Source organism: Planococcus koreensis, from assembly GCF_004761975.1.
In the GTDB taxonomy this organism is placed as follows: Bacteria; Bacillota; Bacilli; order Bacillales_A; family Planococcaceae; genus Planococcus; species Planococcus koreensis.
The window spans coordinates 23894-46080 of sequence record NZ_RQII01000014.1; the positions used below are offsets into that span (position 1 = coordinate 23894).

General features: G+C 51.0%; 17 protein-coding genes, 1 other RNA gene, 1 pseudogene and 1 other annotated feature. Of the genes and pseudogenes, 17 read left to right on the plus strand and 2 right to left on the minus strand.

Annotation, left to right across the window (positions count from 1 at the left end; genetic code table 11):
* Positions 1–210 precede the first annotated feature (210 nt).
* A complete protein-coding gene (locus tag EGV91_RS02950; RefSeq protein ID WP_135500686.1) occupies positions 211–744 on the minus strand; it encodes a transcription repressor NadR in 534 nt (177 codons plus the stop codon).
* A 127-nt stretch (positions 745–871) separates the two neighbouring features.
* Between EGV91_RS02950 and ruvA the strand changes: the two genes are divergently transcribed.
* From ruvA to dtd, 14 genes and pseudogenes are all read left to right on the plus strand, one after another.
* Positions 872–1468 carry a Holliday junction branch migration protein RuvA gene (gene ruvA / locus EGV91_RS02955; protein WP_135500687.1) on the plus strand — a complete coding sequence of 199 codons (597 nt, stop codon included), beginning with the start codon at positions 872–874 and terminating at the stop codon, positions 1466–1468.
* A 19-nt stretch (positions 1469–1487) separates the two neighbouring features.
* Positions 1488–2492 carry a Holliday junction branch migration DNA helicase RuvB gene (gene ruvB / locus EGV91_RS02960; RefSeq protein WP_135500688.1) on the plus strand — a complete coding sequence of 335 codons (1005 nt, stop codon included), beginning with the start codon at positions 1488–1490 and terminating at the stop codon, positions 2490–2492.
* Between the two features lie 15 nt (positions 2493–2507).
* A pseudogene (gene queA, locus EGV91_RS02965) lies at positions 2508–3561 on the plus strand (tRNA preQ1(34) S-adenosylmethionine ribosyltransferase-isomerase QueA).
* Complete coding sequence (gene tgt, locus EGV91_RS02970; protein ID WP_135500689.1) at positions 3558–4700, plus strand: tRNA guanosine(34) transglycosylase Tgt; 1143 nt, start codon at positions 3558–3560, stop codon at positions 4698–4700. Before queA ends, tgt begins: the two are co-directional and overlap by 4 nt.
* A 37-nt stretch (positions 4701–4737) precedes the next feature.
* Positions 4738–5013, plus strand: coding sequence for a preprotein translocase subunit YajC (gene yajC / locus EGV91_RS02975; RefSeq protein ID WP_135500690.1), 276 nt, complete (start codon positions 4738–4740; stop codon positions 5011–5013).
* Between the two features lie 628 nt (positions 5014–5641).
* Positions 5642–5959, plus strand: a complete 318-nt coding sequence (locus EGV91_RS02980; protein WP_135500691.1) for a post-transcriptional regulator — start codon at positions 5642–5644, stop codon at positions 5957–5959.
* Between the two features lie 65 nt (positions 5960–6024).
* Entirely contained in the window at positions 6025–8301 is a 2277-nt protein-coding gene (gene secDF, locus EGV91_RS02985) for a protein translocase subunit SecDF (RefSeq protein ID WP_135500692.1), read from the plus strand.
* 128 nt (positions 8302–8429) lie between these two features.
* Positions 8430–8789, plus strand: coding sequence for a LapA family protein (locus tag EGV91_RS02990; protein WP_135500693.1), 360 nt, complete (start codon positions 8430–8432; stop codon positions 8787–8789).
* Between the two features lie 93 nt (positions 8790–8882).
* On the plus strand, positions 8883–11225 hold the full coding sequence (recJ, locus tag EGV91_RS02995; RefSeq protein WP_135500694.1) for a single-stranded-DNA-specific exonuclease RecJ: 2343 nt from the start codon (positions 8883–8885) through the stop codon (positions 11223–11225).
* Positions 11216–11728, plus strand: coding sequence for an adenine phosphoribosyltransferase (locus EGV91_RS03000; protein ID WP_135500695.1), 513 nt, complete (start codon positions 11216–11218; stop codon positions 11726–11728). Before recJ ends, EGV91_RS03000 begins: the two co-directional genes overlap by 10 nt.
* Before the next feature lie 91 nt (positions 11729–11819).
* Positions 11820–13355: a glycoside hydrolase family 55 protein gene (locus EGV91_RS03005; RefSeq protein WP_241666093.1), complete on the plus strand. Its 1536-nt coding sequence runs from the start codon at positions 11820–11822 to the stop codon at positions 13353–13355.
* 48 nt (positions 13356–13403) lie between these two features.
* Complete coding sequence (locus tag EGV91_RS03010) at positions 13404–13928, plus strand: type 1 glutamine amidotransferase domain-containing protein (protein ID WP_135500696.1); 525 nt, start codon at positions 13404–13406, stop codon at positions 13926–13928.
* A gap of 80 nt (positions 13929–14008) precedes the next feature.
* Complete coding sequence (locus tag EGV91_RS03015; RefSeq protein ID WP_135500697.1) at positions 14009–16201, plus strand: RelA/SpoT family protein; 2193 nt, start codon at positions 14009–14011, stop codon at positions 16199–16201.
* A 9-nt stretch (positions 16202–16210) separates the two neighbouring features.
* Positions 16211–16654: a D-aminoacyl-tRNA deacylase gene (gene dtd / locus EGV91_RS03020; RefSeq protein ID WP_135500698.1), complete on the plus strand. Its 444-nt coding sequence runs from the start codon at positions 16211–16213 to the stop codon at positions 16652–16654.
* Positions 16655–16895: 241 nt separating this feature from the next.
* On the opposite strand, the gene EGV91_RS03025 is transcribed toward dtd, so the two are convergent.
* The gene (locus EGV91_RS03025; RefSeq protein WP_135500699.1) at positions 16896–18443 is read right to left on the minus strand and encodes an N-acetylmuramoyl-L-alanine amidase family protein; all 1548 of its coding nucleotides are present in this window, start codon (positions 18441–18443) and stop codon (positions 16896–16898) included.
* A 114-nt stretch (positions 18444–18557) separates the two neighbouring features.
* Positions 18558–18807, plus strand: a binding site (T-box leader).
* A gap of 52 nt (positions 18808–18859) precedes the next feature.
* Here EGV91_RS03025 and hisS point away from each other — a divergent pair.
* The 3 genes from hisS to ssrS all read left to right on the plus strand — a co-directional run bounded on the left by hisS (position 18860) and on the right by ssrS (position 22163).
* Positions 18860–20146, plus strand: coding sequence for a histidine--tRNA ligase (hisS, locus tag EGV91_RS03030; protein WP_135500700.1), 1287 nt, complete (start codon positions 18860–18862; stop codon positions 20144–20146).
* A gap of 2 nt (positions 20147–20148) precedes the next feature.
* On the plus strand, positions 20149–21924 hold the full coding sequence (aspS, locus tag EGV91_RS03035; RefSeq protein WP_135500701.1) for an aspartate--tRNA ligase: 1776 nt from the start codon (positions 20149–20151) through the stop codon (positions 21922–21924).
* Positions 21925–21978: 54 nt separating this feature from the next.
* Positions 21979–22163, plus strand: a non-coding RNA gene (ssrS, locus tag EGV91_RS03040) — 6S RNA.
* Positions 22164–22187 lie beyond the last annotated feature (24 nt).

Genomic DNA, 22187 nt, shown 5'->3' on the forward strand with positions numbered 1-22187 from the left:
TTTGGCTGCGGGGTTTTTTAATGCTTGCTGCAAGGGGATTCGATATTCTGCAAAGAAAGTGCGGTATTCTGCAAACAAACTAGTTATTCTGCAAACAAATCCGATATTCTGCAAATAAAACCGGTATTCTGCAGTAAACTCGATTTGCTGCAAGTAACATAACACTGCCCAATAAAAAACGCGGAACCCCAAAAGGATTCCGCGTTTCATCTATTCAGTGTCTTCGAGCAGGTAGCCGTGCTCGCGCATGGCAGCAACTGCTGCGTCCAATATGCTTTCATTTGCTGCGGTGATGGTGTGGAGGTGAGTGCCGTCGGTCAATTCGAGCAAATAGCTCGCACCGGTGTCGCGCACTCGCTTCATGAAAGCTTTGACGCCGGCTTCATCGGAAACGTGGATGCCGGCTGTTAATTCGCCGTAGACGGGGTGCTCGACCGACACGTCTTTCACGGTAACGCCGGCGCGCACAAGAATTTTCAGTTCATCTTCCGTGTCGCTCGGCAGGTGGCGGCACGCAATTTGCCGGCTCACAAACTGAGAGCCGCTGCCGGCGAGGAAGAGGTAGCCGGAGCTTGTCGCGATGATCGGCTCGCTGCGTGCTTTCAAAAGCGTCATGTCGCTGACAATGACTTGCCGCGAGACGTTGGCGAAAGCGGCAAGTTCGCCGCCGGTTAACGGTGCTTCGGCGGTTTTCAGTTTTTCCAATAAAATCTGGCGGCGCTGTTCTCCGTAAAGTTTTTTCATGATACAACCTCAGCTTTCCGGATGGGATAAATCCATTTTAACACGGACAATTTCCTAACGGGTTTATTTCGTAAAAGGCGAACAAATATGCTATAATCAATAGGTTAAAATGGAGGAGCGGACATCTATGTACGATTACATAAAAGGGATAGTCACACGGGTGACGCCCGAATATCTGGTAGTGGAACAACAAGGCATCGGCTGGCAGATTTTTGCCCCGAACCCGTACTCATTCGGCACAGAAGAGCTGCAAGTTTTCCTGCACCATCACGTGCGCGAAGATGCACATCTATTGTTCGGCTTTACGACGCTGGAGCAGCGCGAATTGTTCCGCAAGCTCATTTCGGTGTCCGGCATCGGGCCGAAAGGGGCGCTTGCGATATTGGCAAGCGGCGAACCGCAGCACGTCATCGAAGCGATCGAACGGGAAGATGAATCGTATCTGGTGAAATTCCCGGGTGTCGGCAAAAAGACCGCGCGCCAGATGATCCTCGATTTGAAAGGCAAGCTGGCGGAGTTTTTCGATGCGCCATTCTTGACGAACGAAGCGCCCGGCTTGTTGGCTGAAGGCGATATCGAACTGGAAGAAGCGATGCTGGCACTTGGTGCACTCGGTTATTCAGAGCGGGAAATCACGAAAGTGAAGCCGCAGCTGAAAGATCTGGACTTGAATACTGAAGGCTATATGAAGAAAGCTCTGCAATTATTGCTGAAACAATCTTGATGAAAAGGAGGCGAACGGCATGGAAGAACGTGTAATCGGCAGTGAAATATCGGAATTTGACGAACGCTTTGAACAGTCGCTGCGCCCGAAATTCTTGTCACAGTATATCGGCCAGCACAAGGTCAAGCACAACCTCGAGATTTTCATCGAAGCGGCGAAGATGCGCCAGGAAAGCCTGGACCACGTCTTGTTGTACGGGCCTCCTGGACTCGGGAAGACGACGCTCGCTGCGGTCATCGCCAATGAAATGGAAGTCGGCGTGAAAATGACCAGCGGACCGGCAATCGAACGCCCGGGTGATTTGGCGGCCATCGTGTCGTCATTGGAACCGGGCGACGTGCTGTTCATCGATGAAATCCATCGGTTGAACCGCTCGATCGAAGAAGTGCTGTATCCGGCGATGGAAGATTTCTGCCTCGATATCGTTGTCGGCAAAGGGCCTACCGCGCGTTCAGTGAGGCTCGACTTACCGCCGTTCACGCTGATCGGTGCGACGACGCGCGCAGGAGCCTTGTCAGCACCGCTGCGCGACCGTTTCGGCGTGCATGCGCGTTTGGATTATTACGACACGGAATCGCTGACGGACATCGTCGAGCGCAGTTCGAAGCTTTTTGAAGCGGACATTGCGCCAAACGCCGCGGTGGAAATCGCCCGGCGCTCCCGTGGGACCCCGCGCATCGCCAACCGGCTGCTGAAGCGCGTGCGTGATTTTGCGCAAGTGCGCGGCAACGGCACGATCACGGAAGACATCGCGAGCCAGGCGCTCGAAATGCTGCAAGTCGATCCGCTCGGTCTTGACCACATCGACCATAAATTGCTGGTCGGCATGATCACCCGTTTCCGCGGCGGTCCGGTCGGCCTCGATACGATTGCGGCAAGCATCGGGGAAGAGTCGACGACGATTGAAGACGTCTACGAACCGTACCTGCTGCAAATCGGCTTTATCCAGCGCACGCCGAGAGGGCGCGTTGTCACTGCAATGGCTTATGAGCATTTTCAAATGGAAATGCCTGAATCTAAATAAAGGAAGTTTTAAAAAATGAACGTAAATGATTTTGATTTTGAACTGCCAGAAAAATTGATTGCCCAGACGCCGTTGCTTGACCGTACGTCGAGCCGGCTTTTGGTGATGGATAAAAAAACAGGCACTGTCACGCACCGCCATTTCCGCGACATCGTCGAGCATCTCCATGCCGGCGATACGCTTGTGCTGAACGATACCCGCGTGCTGCCGGCGCGCATGATGGGCGTCAAAGAAGATACGGGTGCGAACATCGAATTGCTGCTGCTGAAAGAAATCGGCGACGACGTTTGGGAAACCCTCGTCAAACCGGCCAAAAAAGTGAAGATCGGCACCGTAATTTCATTTGGCGAAGGCCTGTTGAAAGCGGAATGCGTCGGGCTTTTGGACCACGGCGGCCGCCATTTCAAAATGGTCTACGACGGCATTTTCTACGAGATTTTGGAGCAATTGGGCGAAATGCCATTGCCTCCATATATCCGTGAAAAGCTAGAAGACCAGGGCCGCTACCAGACCGTTTTTGCGAAAGAGCGGGGAAGCGCCGCGGCACCGACTGCCGGCCTTCATTTCACCGATGCGCTATTGGACGAAATCCGTGCGAAAGGCGTCAACATCGCCTTCATCACGCTGCATGTCGGGCTCGGCACATTCCGTCCAGTGTCGGTCGATTCGATCGAAGACCACGAAATGCACGCGGAATTCTACCGCATCACCCAAGAAACCGCGGACCTGATCAACAACACGAAAAAAAAACGGCGGACGCGTCATTTCAGTCGGCACAACATCGACGCGCACGCTTGAATCAGTGGCCAATAAATTCAGCGGCGAATTGCAGGAAGACAGCGGCTGGACGGATATCTTCATTTTCCCGGGCTATGAATTCAAAGCGATTGACGGCTTGATCACCAATTTCCATTTGCCGAAATCGACTTTGGTCATGCTTGTCAGCGCATTGTCGAACCGCGATGCCATTTTGAACGCTTATCAAGAAGCGGTCCAGGAACGCTACCGTTTCTTCAGTTTCGGAGACGCAATGTTCATTGAACCAGCGAAAAAGGAGACACAACAATGACACAAGCAGTATGGTATGAACACATAAAAACATGCAAACAGACAGGTGCGCGCCTTGGAATCGTCCACACGCCGCACGGTTCGTTCGAAACACCGGCTTTCATGCCGGTCGGCACACAGGCAACGGTCAAGACGATGTCGCCGGAAGAATTGAAAGCGATGAATGCGGGCATCATCCTCAGCAACACGTATCACCTATGGCTGCGCCCGGGCAATGACGTTATCAAAGAAGCAGGCGGCCTGCACAAATTCATGAACTGGGACCGTCCGATTCTAACGGATTCCGGCGGTTTCCAAGTGTTTTCATTGAGCGAATTCCGCAACATCAAAGAAGAAGGCGTCCATTTCCGCAACCACATGAACGGCGACAAATTATTCCTGAGCCCGGAAAAGGCGATGGAAATCCAGAACGATTTGGGCTCTGACATCATGATGGCTTTTGACGAATGCCCGCCGTACCCGGCGACGCATGAATACATGAAATCAAGCGTCGCCCGCACATCCCGCTGGGCAGAACGCTGCATCGCGGCGCATGCCCGCAAAGAAGACCAAGGTTTGTTCGGCATCATCCAAGGCGGCGAATTCGAAGACTTGCGCCGCCAAAGTGCGCAAGACCTTGTGTCGCTTGATTTCCCTGGCTACGCAATCGGCGGCTTGTCTGTCGGTGAACCGAAAGACGTCATGAACCGCGTATTGGAATTCACAACGCCGTTCATGCCGGCTGACAAACCCCGTTATTTGATGGGCGTCGGCTCACCGGATTCGTTGATCGACGGTTCGATCCGCGGTGTCGACATGTTCGACTGCGTCTTGCCGACTCGCATCGCGCGCAACGGCACCTTGATGACAAGCACAGGGCGTTTGAACATCAAGAACGCGAAATTCAAACACGATTTCGGTCCACTTGACGACAAATGCAGCTGCTACACGTGCACGAATTACTCACGCGCTTACGTTCATCACTTGCTGCGCGCAGATGAAACCTTCGGACTTCGACTTACTAGTTATCATAATCTTCATTTTCTGTTAAACTTAATGGAACAGGTGCGACAAGCGATACGCGAAGACCGCCTGGGAGATTTCCGCGAAGAATTTTTTGAAGCCTATGGTTTCAATAAGCCAAACGCTAAGAATTTCTAATAAGAATAAGAGACAGCGAAGGGGGGAAATTGAAAAAATGGATACAATTATTGCGTTATCACCTTTACTATTAATGTTCTTGTTAATGTGGTTTTTCATCATCCGTCCGGCACAAAAGCGCCAGAAAGCGACAGCTAACATGCAGTCGGAACTACGCCGCGGAGACCGGATCGTAACAATCGGCGGCCTCCACGGAACAGTTGACGCAGTCGACGATGCAACAATTTACATAACTGTTGCAGACGGCACGCGCATGCAATTCGAACGCCAGGCAATCGCCCGCGTTGTGGATGCAGCGAAAACGACGGTCTAATGAAACGATCGCCTTCGATACCGAAGGCGATTTTTTTTGAGCTGAAATAATAGTGTATTAAAGTAGAATTAAAGAAGCGTCATATTAAAAGTCGCTCCGGTCGCTTAGGGCATGACTCCCGCAAGGAGCCGAGAAGAACACTCGTCTCATTGCTCCGTCTAGCCCGTTGACGCGCCTTCGCTAAGAGATCTCTAGTTATACAGCGAAACAGCTCACTTGCCTAGCGCAGCGATGCAGAGACAGAGACAGAGACAGAGACAGAGACAGAGGCAGGAACAGAAACAGAGGGTTTCAGGAGTCTCGTCAGTTTTGCTACGTATCTACTAGTATCTAATAATTATCAGAACTACATTGATCTCTCTTTTCTTCAATGAGACTATCTAGCGAAGGCGCGAACACGGGCTGGGCGGAACAGGAAGACAGGCGTTCTTTGCCTGGCTTTCTGTGTGAGCCATGCCCTGAGCGTCCGCAGCGATGTACAAAAGCTTGCTTCTCTAGCTCAACGTATATAGATAGCCGATAAGACCGCAATGAAATTTGAAATAAAAGCCATAAATAATAAAGCCATTGTTCTCAATCTTCCCGCAATCGGCTACAATGGAAAAGAACGGATGGAAGGAGCAAGAAAATGTTAAAATTTACCGATCAATATGATGTCGTTCTGCCTGCGCTTGAAAGCAAAATTGCTGAATTCCGTTATTTTCAATACGATACGTTCTCAGCTGAAGATCTTTGGGATTATTGCATTAAGAAAAAATGGCGCAAAAAAGATATCGGGGATATGAGGCTGCATGAAATGGTCAACGGCATTATGGACATCCGTGCATCTGATTTCGTCGCCTACCATCAAGTAGAAGGGCTAAAAGGCGGCAATTGGTTTTCAGAAGGCAATTTAGCGAATCTTGAAGAGCTGCTGCGCCCGACGAAAAAGCCGGATTCCGTTTGACACCTTTCCAGACCTGTTTCATAATGATAGTGCTGTGTTTTCACATCGAGGAGGAATAATTACATATGAAGTCAAGAGGTCGCATTATCGCCTTTTTCTTATTGGTCATTGTACTGTTAGGAACCGTCGGCGCCACGAGTTTACCTATTGCTAAAGACATCAAGCTTGGACTGGATCTGCAGGGCGGATTCGAAGTTCTCTACCAAGTTGAAGCGCTTGAGGAAGGGCAGGAAATTACGGACGCTGTGCTGTCTGACACGGTCAACGCTTTGCGCAGCCGGATCGATGTACTCGGCGTCAGTGAACCGGTCATCCAGATCGAAAGCGGCAACCGCATCCGTGTGCAATTGGCTGGCGTCGAAGACCAGGCCACTGCCCGTGAGCTGTTGTCGACTGAAGCCAATCTGACGTTCCGCAACGCCAACGATGAAGTGATGCTTGCGGGGAACGATCTGAAGCAAGGCGGCGCATCTGCGACATTCGACCAGAATGGCGCACCGATTGTTACGCTTGAGCTGAACGATCCAGGCAAATTTGCTGAAGTCACAAATACGATTTCGCAATTGCCGCCACCGGAAAACGTCCTCGTTATCTGGCTTGATTTTGAAGAAGGCGTTGATTCCTACGTCGAGGAACTTGGCAAGCCGGATCCGAAGTTCGTATCGGATCCACGGGTTTCTCAGCGCATCAATTCGCCATCCGTTGAGATTTCCGGTTCATTTACTGTAGAAGAAACGCAGAATTTGGCCGGCATCTTGAACGCCGGAGCTCTTCCGGTAAGCTTAGAAGAAGTATACTCGACTTCTGTCGGCGCGCAATTTGGCGCACAGGCGCTTGAACAGACCGTATTCGCCGCAGCAATCGGTGTTGCGCTCGTCTTGCTGTTCATGATCGTCCATTACCGGGTTCCAGGGCTGATCGCAGTGGTAACGCTGTCGGTTTACATTTACCTGATCCTCTTAGTGTTCGAATTGATCGGCGGGGTGCTGACACTTCCAGGTATCGCAGCGATCGTGCTGGGTGTCGGGATGGCTGTTGACGCCAATATCATTACTTACGAGCGTATCCGCGAGGAAATACGTGCTGGGCGTTCGGTGCGTGAATCGTTCAAAGCGGGAGCGGCTTCGTCGTTCTCAGCCATCTTGGACGCTAACGTCACTACGATGATCGCTGCTATCGTATTGTTCATTTTCGGTACCAGCTCTGTCAAAGGTTTTGCGACACTGCTGATCATCTCGATTCTGGTCAGCTTCCTGACCGCTGTCTGGGGTTCACGCGTACTGCTTGGCTTATTGGTTGGCAGCGGTGTAATGGACAATAAATTCAGCTGGTTCGGGTTGAATAAATCAAAAGTCCATGATCCGTCAGAGAATAAAGAAATCTATGATTTGACGACGCCATTTGACCGGTTTGATTTCGCCGGCAGCCGCAATAAATTCTTCGCTGCATCGATCATCACCATCGTGATCGGTATGATCGTCATCGGCGTTTTCCGCTTGAACTTGGGAATCGACTTTACGCAAGGTACGCGAGTTGAAATTACGTCTGATGCGGCTCTTTCCAAAGAGCAGGTTGAAAGCTTCTTGTCGGAAAGCGGCTTTGAGACAGAAGATGTCGTCATTTCAGGTGACGATTCCAATTTGGCTGTAACCCGGTATACGGAAGAATTCAGCCAAGAAGAAATCAATGACTTGAAGTCGGCAGCAGTGGAAGAATACGGCGTCGAGCCGAACGTTTCCACCGTTTCGCCGACAGTCGGCCAGGAATTGGCCAAAAATGCGCTTTACGCACTTCTTATTGCGGCTATCGGAATCGTCATTTACGCGACGTTGCGCTTCGAGTGGCGCATGGGTGTTGCGTCGATCGTGGCGTTGATCCATGATGCATTCTTCATCGTCGCCGTGTTCAGCTTGCTAAGGCTGGAAGTTGATATCACGTTTATCGCAGCTGTGCTGACGATTGTCGGGTATTCGATCAACGATACAATCGTGACGTTTGACCGCATCCGTGAGAACATGAAGCGCGTGAAGAAAATCGAAACGGAAGATCAATTGGCTGATATAGTCAATAGATCATTGCGCCAGACGCTCGTCCGTTCGGTTAATACCGTGCTGACAGTAGTGCTGGTCGTCGTTGCGCTATTGATCTTCGGTGCTCCTTCGATCACCAACTTCTCGATTGCGTTATTGATCGGCTTGATCGCCGGAACGTATTCTTCGATTTTCATCGCAGCCCAGTTATGGCTCGTGCTTAAAAAGCGCGAACTTAACAAAAAAGGCCCGATCGACATCGAGAAACTTGAAGAGAAAAACAAATGGGGTTCTGATGAGCCTGTGGTATAAAGGAAAACTCACTCCGTAAGAGGCATAATGCTCTTTAAAGTGGGATAAGTTTATAAAGGAAAAGGAACAGGGTATGGATTTAATGACCCTGTTCTTTTTTTATACTTACGGAAGGAGATGAATTTATTATGAAATTTCAATGGTTGATTTTGCTTGGCCTTATTTTTGCAGTCATCATCGCGTTATTCGCAGTTGTCAATGTCGATTCGGTACCGGTCAACTATGTATTCGGCGAAGCGCAATGGCCGCTGATCCTCGTTATTCTGGTATCGGCGCTGCTCGGCGTACTGCTCAGTTCGACGATTGCCATCATCCGCAATTTTTCGCTGAAGCGCAAAAACAATGCCCTTCAAAAAGAAATTGCTGTCAAAGAATCGCTGATTGCAACGCAGCAGAATGAAATCGCGGAATACCAGAAACTGGATGTCCAGCCGGAAGCAATGGTTGTGACAGACGGCAAATCGGTGGAAAACAAGGAAAGATTTTAAGCTAAAGGAGCGGCCTTCGATGTTAAATGGAGGCAACTCCTTTTTGTCTGGATTTTTTTCCTGTATAATGGACCGGTGAGGAAGTGAATGACGATGATCGAATCCAAAAAAAGATGGCGCTTGACCACTCCCGATGAAGGGCTGGTACAAGCCATACAACAAGAATTATCCATTTCATCGGTATTGGCGAAAATTTTAGTGACGCGCGGTATTTCGAGCGCTGAAAAAGCGAAGAACTTTATGGCTGTCGGGATGGAAAACATACATAATCCCTATCTGATGAAAGACATGGACATTGCGGTTGAACGCATTCGCCGCGCTATTGAAAACCAGGAAAAAATTGTCGTCTACGGCGATTATGATGCCGATGGCGTTACAAGTACAACGGTCATGATGACGGTATTGGAAGACTTGGGGGCAGAAGCCTCGTTTAAAATCCCGAACCGTTTTAAACACGGCTACGGACCTAATAAAGAATTATTCCAGCTAGCGGCAGACGAAGGCGCAACGCTCATCGTCACGGTTGACAACGGGATTTCGGGCATTGATGAAGTCGCTTTCGCCAACAGCTTAGGTCTTGATGTCATCATCAGTGACCACCATGATATCGGTGACGTGATGCCGGACGCATTAGCGGTCATCCATCCGCGCCATCCGGAAGGCTCATACCCGTTCGGCGAGCTTGCCGGCGTTGGCGTGGCGTTCAAGATGGCGCAAGCGCTGTACGAAGACGTGCCAGAGCATTTATTTGAATTAGTGGCCATCGGCACGATTGCCGACTTGGTGCCTTTGCACGGTGAAAACCGCATCCTAGTAAAAGCGGGGCTTGAGGCGCTGAGAGATTCACCGCGCCCGGCAATCGAGGCGTTGGCAGAAGTATCCGGCGTTAAGCAGCGCGACATTACGGAAGAAACGATCGGCTTTATGTTCGGTCCGCGCGTCAACGCGATCGGCCGGCTGCAGGACGCAGATCCGGCTGTGCGTTTATTCATGACTGAAGATATAGGAGAAGCGAGAAGTTTGGCAGGCGGTTTGGACGTTTTGAACAAAGAGCGCCAGGCAATCGTCAAGCAAATTGCTGAAGAAGCGACTGCGCAAGTGGAACAGCGCTATCCGGACGGCCCGCCGCACGTCATCATTGTCGCGCAGGAAGGCTGGAATCCCGGCGTCGTCGGCATCGTGGCATCGAAATTGGTCGAGCAATATTACCGCCCGGCGATCGTGCTGTCGCTCAACCCGGAAACCGGCAAAGCGAAAGGCTCTGCCCGCAGCATTGAAGGCTTCCACCTATACAACGAGCTGGCGGAAAACCGCGACATCCTGCCGCATTTTGGCGGCCATCCGATGGCAGCTGGCATGACGCTCGACATCGAGCATGTCGATGAATTGCGCAGCCGCTTGAACAAGCAGGCGGAAGCGGGATTGTCGGAGGAAGATTTGGTGCCGGTCGTGGAAATCGATATTCCCGTGCGTTTGGATGAGATTGACACGGAAACAATTGAATCGATGCGTATGCTGGCGCCTTTCGGCATGGGCTTTGCAAAACCGAAGTTTTTCCTCGGTGATGTGACAGTGTCATCCATCCGTAAAATCGGCGCTTCGCAGAACCATTTGAAAGTGGAACTTGCACAAGATGCGGCCACGATAGATGCGGTAGGCTTCGGCTTAGGCCCCGTCGGCGATGAACTGACGCCTGATGTGAAAATCGACGTTATCGGCGACTTGCAGGTGAATGAATGGAACGGCCGTAAAAAGCCGCAGCTGTTGATCGAAGATGTCCGCACCGATGAATGGCAATTGTATGACATCCGCGGCATCCGCCAAGTGGCACGCTGGTCGAAATTGATTCCCGACAAGAACCAAGTGTTCCTGGCGTTCCGTCCGGATACCGCGGCAGTCTTTGAAAGTTTGCTCGGCCAGACGATTCTGGGGACGGAGGACTTGAAAGGGCTCGAAGCGCATAAATACCATCTCGTGCTGCTCGATTTGCCGGATGTCGAAGATGAGCTCGCAGCAGTTCTTGCGGAACTCAAGCCGAAGCGGATCTACGCACATTTCTATGCCAAAGAATCGCAGTATTTCGAGCAGATTCCGACGCGCGAACAATTCGCATGGCTATTCTCGTTCATCAAGAAACGGGGCACATTCGACTTCAAAAAGCATTGCGACGAGTTGGCGAAGCACAAAGGCTGGAGCCGTGAAACATTATTTTTCATGCTGCAGGTGTTTTTTGAACTTGATTTTGTTACACTTAACAATGGACTTACAGAGATTGCTAAAGCTCCAAGCAAACGTGACTTGACTGAAGCGCCCATCTACAAAAAACGCGAACAGCAAATCGCTTTGGAACAGAAGCTGCTGTATGCATCTTATAAAGACTTAAAACAGTGGTTTGACGCGAAAGTGGCAGCCAAGGAGGAAGAAATATGGATTTAAAGCAGTTTGTAACAATTGTAGAAGATTGGCCGCAGCCCGGCATTCGCTTCAAAGATATCACAACAATCATGGACAACGGCGAAGCGTATAAATACGCGACAGACCAGATTGTGGAATACGCAAAACAAGTCAACGCTGAAATCATCGTGGGCCCTGAAGCACGTGGTTTCATCATTGGCTGCCCCGTTGCGTATGCACTTGGCATAGGTTTTGCACCTGTCCGCAAAGAAGGCAAATTGCCGCGCGAAGTTATCCGCGCTGAATACGGCCTGGAATACGGCAAAGACGTCCTGACGATGCATAAAGATGCCATCAAACCAGGCCAACGCGTATTGATCACTGACGATTTGCTGGCTACTGGCGGCACGATCGAAGCAACGATCAACCTTGTTGAACAATTAGGCGGCGTAGTCGTCGGTTGTGCATTCCTCATTGAATTGACTTATCTTGATGGCCGCGATAAATTGGTCGGCTATGATGTCATGACTTTGATGCAATATTAATCTCTTTCCTCCGCCTTTTGGGCGGAGGTTTTTTTAGTTTCGAATACATAGCATTGTTGAAAAAGGGTATGGTCAATGGAGGTGATGATTCATGCATTTAAGCAAATACCACGATTCAGCAAAAAATAACGCGATTTTGGCAGGAATTCTGGAGGATTCCGGGTCACTTGGCAGCATCACGGACGAAACACGGGAGTTATTCCGCAGCATCCAAGGCGAAGGGCCGAAGCCGGGCGGAACATACCGGAAGGATTGGCGCGACCGCTTATGGGCAATGCTGGCACAGGACAATTCCATTGAAGATCCGAATGGCTATGCTGAACTCGTCGAAGGCGATGAAGCTATGCCGGAATGGAAACAGGAACTCGATGAGGAATACAAAAGCTTGCAAGAGGCGTTGACTCGAGTCGTCAATGTCGAGGATTTCGGCGCTCTCGGAGACGGTGTGACCGATTGCACAGCCGCTTTCAAAAAAGCTTTTGGCAGTGGACGCACCGACGTCTATGTGCCGAAAGGCATCTACGTTGTGCGGAAAATCGAGATGCCATCCTTTTCACGGCTTCGGGGAGAAGGCAAAGGGGCTAGCATACTGAAGCTCCACGACAAGGCACCTAAGCGGCAGCGGCTCGTCATGAACGCCAATCCGTTCCGCGGCAACCATCATATTTCGGTTGAGAACATCGGGCTGGACTGGAACGTCGAACGGCTGGGCGATGTTGAAAACACAAGTGCCGGCAATAACTTCTCGAGCTGCCTGACTTTTGCCAAAGTTACGTATGGCTGGGCGAAGGGAGTGGCAGCGGCGAATCCCGGGCTGCATTGTTTTGACGTGTCATCGACATTCTATAATTACGGCGGCGACGGCAAGCGTGCAAGAGGGGGCAGCCAATTTATCTGGATTGACCGCTGCACAGGCTATGGCTTCGGTGATGACGGCGTCACGACCCATCACAGCGATTACATCTTCATTTCCAATTCGCATTTTTGCGACCCAAGCGGACGTTCACATAAGAAAGGGTTCTCCAACTCGAACGGCATTGAAATTGATGACGGCTCGCGTTTCGTGTGGCTCTTGAACAATTCGACTTCAAATTGTTTCGGCGGCGTGGAAGTAAAAGCCCACGCCACGTCATCAGCGGCAACCGGGGTCTTTATTTCGGGCCATTTGTCGGTCCGCGACAACCGTTCGTTCAATTTCCGCCATATCGGCCACCATACAGCGGACGACCCTGATTCCATGACTGCGTATAACATCCTCGCGCAGCGCCTTGTATCGGTGGCTCCTGTCTTCACTGAGATGTACGCAGGGTCAGCACCGCGCGCGCTGGTGGTGTCGGGCTACCGCAATGTCGCCATCAACCATTTCCTGTTCATCGGCGATCCCGATACCGATTACAGCAATAATCCAGCAGCCGCAATCCAGTACAAGGCCGGGCATGTCGCATTGTCAAACGGCACGATCACAGGCTTCCGAAAAGCGAAAGCCGATGTCTTCGTCGCGGGCGGCAGCCAATGCGCCACGGATGTTACCGTCCGCAAACTCCGCTGCCTGCATTCTTCAGAGCGGGCCGTGCAGATCGGCAAAGGCAGTAAAAATGTCGTCGAAGAAGAAATCTATCGGGAATAGTGCTCATTCCAGAAAACGAATCTTTTTAATCAAAAGGAGGAAGAACTAATGAAATTAACCGGAAAGAAAATATTGAGTTTCGTCCATCATGACTTTGAAGACCTGGAATTATGGTACCCGATCCTAAGGCTGCGTGAAGAAGGCGCTGAAGTGCATCTTGCAGGCGAGGAAAAGGGCAAGGACTATATTGGGAAATACGGCGTGCCGGCAACATCGGATTTTGCGTGGGGGGACATCACACCTAGCGACTACGACGCGCTGCTGGTTCCAGGCGGCTGGGCGCCGGACAAAATCCGCCGTTTCCCGGAAGTGCTGAACATCGTGCGCTATATGGACAAGAACAATAAGCCGATTGGCCAGATTTGCCACGCCGGCTGGGTCTTAATCTCTGCAGATATTTTAAAAGGCAGAAAAGTCACAAGCACCCCGGGCATTAAAGACGATATGGCCAACGCCGGAGCGGAATGGATCGATGAAGCGGTTGTCGTTGACGGCAACTTAATTTCGAGCCGCCGTCCGCCGGATTTGCCGGATTATCTCCGAGAGTTCATTAAAGTCATGGAGAAGCTGTGACAAAGCTTTACTTTTGTCCCAATTGTTTTTTATAATGTATAGATATACTTACGTTAAAACTAAAAGCAAGGTGGGCAATTATGGCGAAAGATCAAGTTAGGACTCCCGAAGACGTATTTGACATGTGTGCGTCTTATATGAATGCCGATCATGTAAATACAATTAAAAAAGCTTACGAAGTGGCCTTGAAGGCGCATGAGGGGCAGTTCCGTAAATCCGGCGAACCCTATATTGTCCACCCTGTCCAAGTCGCCGGAATTCTGGCAGAATTGCAGATGGACCCTTCCACAGTGGCAGCGGGCTTTTTACATGATGTCGTGGAAGACACCGAAGTCAGCCGCGAAGACATCGTGCGCGATTTCGATGAAGAAGTGGCGATGCTTGTTGATGGCGTGACCAAGCTCAGCAAAATCAAATATATGTCCAAAGAAGAGCAGCAAGCGGAAAACCATCGTAAAATGTTTGTGGCGATGGCGCAGGATATCCGCGTCATCCTCATTAAATTGGCGGATCGGCTGCATAATTTGCGCACGCTCAAATACCAGTCGGTTGAAAAGCAGCGCATCAAAGCGAACGAAACGCTGGAGATTTTTGCACCGATTGCTCACCGCCTCGGGATCAATACGATCAAATGGGAGCTTGAAGATACAGCTCTGCGTTATTTGAATCCTCAGCAATATTACCGCATCGTCAACTTGATGAAAAAGAAGCGGACCGAGCGGGAAGATTACTTGAATAAGGTCATGGATGAAATCCGCATCCAATTGGACGAAGTCCAAATCGAAGCGGATCTTTTCGGGCGCCCAAAACACATTTACAGCATTTATAAGAAAATGGCGCTGCAAAACAAGCAGTTCAATGAAATCTATGATTTATTGGCCGTGCGCATCACGGTCGACAGCATCAAGGATTGCTACGCTGTGCTCGGCATCATCCATTCGACGTGGAAGCCGATGCCTGGCCGGTTCAAGGATTACATCGCAATGCCGAAACAGAATCTTTACCAGTCGCTGCATACGACGGTCATCGGGCCGCAGGGCGATCCTTTGGAAGTGCAGATCCGCACGGAAGAAATGCACCGCATCGCGGAATACGGGGTAGCGGCGCATTGGGCGTATAAAGAAGGCCGGAAAGTCGATATGCCGAAAAACACGGTCGATTCCCGTTTGACGTGGTTCCGCGAAATCCTGGATTTCCAGAACGAAGCGGACAATGCGGAAGAGTTTATGGAATCGCTGAAATACGATCTATTTTCCGACATGGTTTATGTCTTTTCACCAAAAGGCGACGTCATCGAAATGCCGGCCGGTTCCGTGCCGATCGATTTTGCATACCGGGTCCATTCGGAAATTGGCAATAAAACCATCGGCGCCAAAGTTAACGGCAAGATGGTGCCGCTTGATACGGAATTGAAGACAGGCGACATCGTCGAAATCCTGACATCGAAGCAATCGTTCGGCCCGAGCCGCGACTGGCTGAAAATCGCCAAATCGACGCAGACGAAAAACAAGATCAAGCAATTTTTCAAAAAGCAATTGCGCGTCGACAATGTCCAAAAGGGCAAAGAACTGATCGAGAAGGAAATCCGTGCTCAGGAATTCAACGTCAAAGACATTCTGACGAACGACAACATCAAACGCGTCTGCGAAAAATTCAATTTTGCGGGAGAAGATGATATGTATGCGGCGGTCGGCTTCAGCGGCATCACTGCCCAGCAAGTCGTCAACCGCTTGGCGGAAAAACAGCGCAAGCGCCGCGAGCAGGAAGAAGCCCTCGAGAAAATCACGGTGGAGATGAAATCGCCTGCACCGCGCAAGCAAACCGATTCAGGCGTCATCGTCCGCGGCATCGACAATATGATGATCCGTTTGTCGCGCTGCTGCAACCCAGTGCCTGGCGACAGCATCATCGGGTTTATTACGAAAGGCCGGGGTGTTTCTGTCCACCGCGCCGACTGCCCGAATGTCCACGCTGACCAGACCGACCGCTTGATCCCGGTCGAATGGGAAAACGCGGAATCGCCAGAGAAAAAAGATTACGCAATCGATATCGAAGTCCAGGCGTATGACCGGACAGGGTTGATCAACGAAGTGATGCATATGGTCAGCGAAGCGAAGACGACAATCACAGCGGTCAGCGGCAAAGCAGACTCCGATAAAATCGCGACGATTAACATGACCATCATGATTCCTCATATTTCGCACCTGAACCGGGTAGTGGAAAAGATCAAGCAGATTCCCGATGTCTATTCGGTTATACGCGTCACGAATTAAGGAGGCATTATGCGGGTCATATTACAGCGTTCAAAACAAGCGTCAGTGACTGTCGGCGGCGAAAAGGTCGGAGCGATCGATTCCGGCTTTGTGCTGCTTGTCGGCATCACACATGGCGATACCGAGCAAGACGCGGCTTATGTCGCAAACAAGATTGCAGGGCTGCGGCTTTTTGAAGACGGCGAGGGCAAGATGAACTTGTCGATCCAGGAAGCCGGCGGCAGCATCTTGTCGATTTCCCAGTTCACGCTTTACGGCGACGTCCGAAAAGGGCGCCGGCCAAGCTTCACCGCAGCGGCGCGCCCGGAAGTGGCAGAGCCGCTTTGGCTGAAGTTCAACGACGAATTGCGCGCGTGCGGACTGTTCGTCGAAACCGGCGTGTTCGGGGCGATGATGGACGTTGAACTCGTCAACGACGGCCCGGTCACAATGATCATTGAATCGAAAGAATGAAATAAGGGGCTGCCCAATAAGTCGAATAACAGACTTATTGGACAGCCCTTTTTCTAACGTAGCGCAGGGGAATACTATTGCTCCTGTCCCTGCAACGCTTCGCTAGCTTCGGGACATGAAAACCCGTTGCATCGCTGCGCTAGCTTCGTCGCAAAGGAAGTTCCCCAAATTACTTTTGGGGCACCTCCTTTTTTATGGCATAAAAAAGCGGCATAGGGGAAAGCCCCATGCCGCTGGATCGTTATTGGCTTAATTTTGCATCGAAATAATTGACGAGGCCATCGTACAAGCCGAGTGCGGCCTGTTCCTGGAATTTGCTTGACGTGACAATGCGTTCGTCGTTGTAATTGCTCAAATAACCCAGTTCAACGAGTACCGCCGCTTGCTTGTTTTCCCTCAAGACGAGGTAGTTGCCGTGGCGTGCGCCGCGGTTCCGCAAATCGATTTTGCCGCTCAGGCCTTCGTTGATCGATTCGGCAAGCGCCTGCTGGTAATCGAGCATGTAATACGACGTGAAGCCGGACACGCTATTGTCGTCGGTTGCATCATAATGGAGGCTGATAAAAGCATCTGCCGCCACTTGGTGGCCCGTGGAGACCCGCGTACGCAAGTCGACGTAGACATCCGATTGCCGCGTCAACAGCACTTCAGCACCTGCTGAACGCAAGTGGTGAGAGAGGATTTCCGACGTTTTCAGCGTCAAGTCCTTCTCTTTTGTCTCGCGGACGCCGACTGTTCCGCCGTCATTGCCGCCATGCCCGGGATCGAGCACGATCGTCAACCCGTTGAGTGTGCCTTTTTTGCGGGTCTGTGGTTCAGGCGCTTCCGCTGTCTGGACTTTCGTTTCGCCGTTCGTCACGACCCAGTCCGCGACAAAGGCATTTTGGCCATCCGGCAATAAAACCTGGTACCAATCGCCTTGCTTATCCACAACCGCGAATTCTTGGCCGGCATTAGCGCGGCTTGCGACGGCTGAAGCAGTGGATGGGCTGGTGCGCAAATTCGTCCCATCGGTCAAGATGGTGATATTTTCGGCTTTCGGGCTTGCCGCTTTTTGTACCGGCTTGTCAGACAAGTGGCCATGGAAGGCGTAGACCCAGCCGCCTTCTTTTTCAGAAATTTGGATCTCGACCCAATTCCCTTGGATCGAACGGACCGGAAAGACTTCGCCTTTTTTCACAGTCTTCTGGATAGAAGAACTTAAATCCGGCTGATTCCTTACATTCAAGGCATCCACTGCGATTTCGAATGAAGAGACATCGCTTTTAGCAGGGGCGGGTTTTTCCTGGTTTTGGCCCGCAGTGCTTATGTATTGTTTGGAAACAAATCCGTTGACGCCGCGAAAATCGATTTCGAGCCAATTTCCTGCATCGTTGACGATGAGGGCTTGGTCGCCGGCGCTCATCTGTGCCAGCACGGATGATGAAATGTCCGCTTGAGCACGAATGTTCAAGTGGTCAACAGCAGCGACGGCTGTTTGTCCGGAAGCTTTGTTTGTTTCAGCGCTGCTGGTTTTTCGGGCCAGCCAAGAAGCGATCCACCCAGAACCGCTGCCGGTGCTGATTTCCAGCCAATCGCCGCTTTCTGAAACAATTGAGACTTTTTCCCCTTTTTCAAGCGCTCCGGAAACGCTGTAGGAAAGGCCGGGACCGCTGCGGATGTTGACCGTCGATCCGGTGATTTCCGCTTCGCCCCCTACCGCCAATGCGGGGTTTGCTGATAGCGGAGGAATTGTGCCGGCAATCATTAAAAAAAGTAGAATAAGACCAATGAACCATTTGCCTTTCATTTTGCACCACCTTTATAATCGTTCTCTCTGTATTATGAAAAAAAAACGGCCGTTTGTCAAAAAAGGTTGACAAGGTTTGTGGGAGTCCTTAAGATTAACTTTATTATCCTTATATATTAGCTGTTGACGAAGAAAGTAATTGCATGATTGGCTGAAAAGAGAGGGGAAGTCCTGGGCTGTAAACTTTCCTGCAGGGATCTGCGACGAATAACACTTACGAGGCTTTTTCCTGAACGGCGCAACCCGCGCTTATTAGGGAAAGACGGAACCGGCCGTTACCCGGAATGAGAGGATGCCGGCATTATTTTCATGGCATCAACTAGGGTGGAACCGCGGAAGCTTATCAAAAGCTCTCGTCCCTTGCGAAAGCAAGGGGCGGGGGCTTTTTTGCATGGAAAAACAAAGGAGTGGAAAAAATGGGCAAGAATATTCAAGCGCCGCGCGGCACATACGACGTGCTGCCGGACCAATCCGCCAAATGGCAGGAAGTTGAACAGAAAATCATTGAGCTATGCCGCCTATACCAATACAAGGAAATCCGGACGCCGATTTTCGAGCACACGGAATTATTCCAGCGCGGCGTCGGCGACACGACCGATATTGTCACCAAGGAAATGTATACATTCAAGGACCGCGGCGACCGCAGTTTGACGCTGCGCCCGGAAGGCACTGCTTCAGTCGTGCGTTCATTCGTGGAAAATAAATTATTCGGCTTGCCGGACCAGCCGGTGAAATTATTCTATACAGGCCCGATGTTCCGCTATGAACGTCCGCAAGCTGGCCGCATGCGCCAGTTCGTGCAATTCGGCGTGGAAGCGATCGGTTCGAAAGACCCGGCAATCGATGCGGAAGTGATTTCGCTGGCGATGGAAACCTACCGTTCCGTCGGCTTGAAAAGCCTGCGCCTTGTCATCAATTCATTAGGGGATACGGAAAGCCGTTTGGCGCATAAAGAAGCGCTGGTGGCACATTTCGCACCGCACATTTCCGAGTTCTGCCCGGATTGCCAAGCGCGTTTGGACAAAAATCCATTGCGCATCCTGGACTGCAAAGTCGACCGCAATAATCCATTGATGGCCACCGCGCCTTCATTGGCGGATTATTTGAATGAAGAATCGCGCCAGTATTTCGATGAAGTAAAAGGCTATCTGGATGAGCTCGACATTCCATATGTCATCGATCCAAATCTGGTGCGCGGACTGGATTATTACAACCACACTGCGTTCGAAATCATGAGCGACGCAGAAGGCTTCGGCGCCATCACGACGCTTGCAGGCGGCGGGCGCTATAACGGACTGGTCGAAGACCTCGGCGGGCCGGATGCTCCGGGAATCGGTTTTGCGATGAGCATCGAGCGGCTGTTATTGGCGCTTGAAATGGAAAAAGTGGAAATCGGCTTATCGGACACCTTGGACGTCTACGTCATTGCGATGGATGAATCAGCGAAGAAAAAAGCGTTCAGCGTCGTGAAAGACCTGCGCGTCAATAAATTATCGGCAGATATGGATTACACAGCGCGCAAACTGAAAGCGCAGATGAAATCGGCTGACCGCAAAAAAGCGGGCTTTGTTGTCGTCATCGGTGAAACGGAACTGGCTAGCGGCAAAGCGAACGTCAAAGAAATGGCAACCGGCGAACAGCACGAGGTTTTATTCGCTGACATTGCCAGCACGATATTGAAAAAGAAATCATTGGGGGAATAGATATGTCGAGAACACATTATTGCGGAGAAGTCAGTGAAGCCGCTATCGGACAGCGTGTATCATTAAAAGGATGGGTGCAGAAGCGCCGTGATTTGGGCGGCTTGATCTTTGTCGACATGCGCGACCGCAGCGGCATCGTGCAAGCGGTATTCAATCCGGAAATTTCAGCGCCGGCCACAGCAATCGGCGAAACGCTGCGCAACGAATTCGTCATCCACATTGAAGGGCTTGTCGTGGCGCGTTCAGAAGGCCAAGTCAATGCAGCGATGAAGACCGGCAAAATCGAAGTGCAGGTGGACCACGCGACAATCATCAACGCGGCGAAAAACCCGCCGTTCGCAATCGACGACCAGACGGAAGTCAGCGAAGACCTGCGTTTGAAATACCGTTATTTGGACTTGCGCCGGCCGTCGATGTACGAAACGTTCAAAATGCGTTCGGACATCACGAAATCGATCCGCCGTTTCCTGGACAATGAAGGATTCTTGGAAGTGGAAACACCGATTTTGACGAAATCGACTCCGGAAGGCGCACGCGATTATTTGGTGCCAAGCCGCGTGCACGAAGGCGAATTCTACGCGCTTCCACAATCGCCGCAATTATTCAAGCAAATGCTGATGGTTTCTGGATTTGACAAGTATTACCAAATTGCACGTTGTTTCCGCGATGAAGATCTGCGCGCTGACCGCCAGCCGGAATTCACGCAAATCGACATGGAAATGAGTTTCAAGACGATGGAAGAAATCATCGAAATGAACGAGCGTTTGATGGGCATCATGATGAAAGACGTCAAAGGCGTCGACATCGATGCACAATTCCAGCGCATGAGCTATACCGAAGCGATGGACCGCTTCGGATCGGATAAGCCGGACGTACGCTTCGGCCTGGAACTGGTGAATGTTTCGGATCTGGTGAAAGATTCTTCATTCAAAGTATTCTCCGGCGCCATCGAAAACGGCGGCCAGGTGAAATTGATCAACGTCAAAGGCAGCGCAGCAAACTACTCCCGCAAAGACATCGACGCACTTGGCGAATTCGCGGCACGCTACGGCGCGAAAGGCCTTGCTTGGCTGAAAGTGGAAGCAGACGGCGTAAAAGGGCCGATTGCGAAATTCTTCGAAGGCGAAGCAGCGACAGCATTGACGGAACGTGCTGAGGCAGAAGCCGGCGATCTGTTATTATTCGTAGCGGATTCCGCTTCGGTTGTGGCAGACGCATTGGGCGCTTTGCGCATGAAGTTCGGTAAAGAACTGAACTTGATCGACAACTCGGTGTATAAATTCCTGTGGATCACGGACTGGCCATTATTCGAATACGATGAAAAAGACGGCCGTTACTACGCAGCCCACCATCCGTTCACAATGCCGTTTGAAGAAGACATCGACAAATTGGACACAGAGCCGCAGAACGTCCGAGCGCAGGCCTATGACCTCGTGTTGAACGGCTATGAATTGGGCGGAGGCTCGCTGCGCATTTACCGCCGCGACATCCAGGAAAAAATGTTCAAGACGCTCGGCTTTTCCGACGAAGAAGCGCGCGAGCAATTCGGCTTCCTGATGGATGCATTCGAATACGGCACGCCGCCGCACGGAGGCATCGCATTCGGCTTGGACCGCTTGGTTATGCTGCTTGCAGGCCGCACGAATTTGCGTGACACGATCGCGTTTCCGAAAACGGCGAGCGCCAGCGATTTGCTGACGAGCGCGCCAAGCCCGGTTTCAAATGCACAACTTGATGAATTAAGCCTATCTCTGAATGTTCAGAATACTGAAAAATAACCAGAGTTTATTAGTTGTCGTTTCTAAAAAGGTGTGCTAACATACAAGTAGTAGAGAATCCTGATGTGTTCGTTACGAGCTATTCAGTTTTGACCCAACATTTTGTCGTCGGGAGACCAGATTTCATCATGGCTAACATGCCCTAACCGGAAGTTATAAGTGATGACGAGGTCACCCACCTGCTTGAAGCGGGTTCAAAAACGATGCGCACCAAAACGGACGGCACGATTGGGATTCTCCGTTATTTCAACTTTTCGCCTCCC

Bases quoted from the DNA above. Each gene is read 5' to 3' on its own strand.
- EGV91_RS03025 (WP_135500699.1), bottom strand. From the start codon at position 18,443: ATGAAAGGCAAATGGTTCATTGGTCTTATTCTACTTTTTTTAATGATT.
- yajC (WP_135500690.1), top strand. From the start codon at position 4,738: ATGGATACAATTATTGCGTTATCACCTTTACTATTAATGTTCTTGTTA.
- EGV91_RS03010 (WP_135500696.1), top strand. From the start codon at position 13,404: ATGAAATTAACCGGAAAGAAAATATTGAGTTTCGTCCATCATGACTTT.
- EGV91_RS02990 (WP_135500693.1), top strand. From the start codon at position 8,430: ATGAAATTTCAATGGTTGATTTTGCTTGGCCTTATTTTTGCAGTCATC.
- hisS (WP_135500700.1), top strand. From the start codon at position 18,860: ATGGGCAAGAATATTCAAGCGCCGCGCGGCACATACGACGTGCTGCCG.
- ruvB (WP_135500688.1), top strand. From the start codon at position 1,488: ATGGAAGAACGTGTAATCGGCAGTGAAATATCGGAATTTGACGAACGC.
- ruvA (WP_135500687.1), top strand. From the start codon at position 872: ATGTACGATTACATAAAAGGGATAGTCACACGGGTGACGCCCGAATAT.
- dtd (WP_135500698.1), top strand. From the start codon at position 16,211: ATGCGGGTCATATTACAGCGTTCAAAACAAGCGTCAGTGACTGTCGGC.
- EGV91_RS02980 (WP_135500691.1), top strand. From the start codon at position 5,642: ATGTTAAAATTTACCGATCAATATGATGTCGTTCTGCCTGCGCTTGAA.
- secDF (WP_135500692.1), top strand. From the start codon at position 6,025: ATGAAGTCAAGAGGTCGCATTATCGCCTTTTTCTTATTGGTCATTGTA.
- aspS (WP_135500701.1), top strand. From the start codon at position 20,149: ATGTCGAGAACACATTATTGCGGAGAAGTCAGTGAAGCCGCTATCGGA.
- EGV91_RS03005 (WP_241666093.1), top strand. From the start codon at position 11,820: ATGCATTTAAGCAAATACCACGATTCAGCAAAAAATAACGCGATTTTG.
- tgt (WP_135500689.1), top strand. From the start codon at position 3,558: ATGACACAAGCAGTATGGTATGAACACATAAAAACATGCAAACAGACA.
- EGV91_RS02950 (WP_135500686.1), bottom strand. From the start codon at position 744: ATGAAAAAACTTTACGGAGAACAGCGCCGCCAGATTTTATTGGAAAAA.
- recJ (WP_135500694.1), top strand. From the start codon at position 8,883: ATGATCGAATCCAAAAAAAGATGGCGCTTGACCACTCCCGATGAAGGG.
- EGV91_RS03015 (WP_135500697.1), top strand. From the start codon at position 14,009: ATGGCGAAAGATCAAGTTAGGACTCCCGAAGACGTATTTGACATGTGT.
- EGV91_RS03000 (WP_135500695.1), top strand. From the start codon at position 11,216: ATGGATTTAAAGCAGTTTGTAACAATTGTAGAAGATTGGCCGCAGCCC.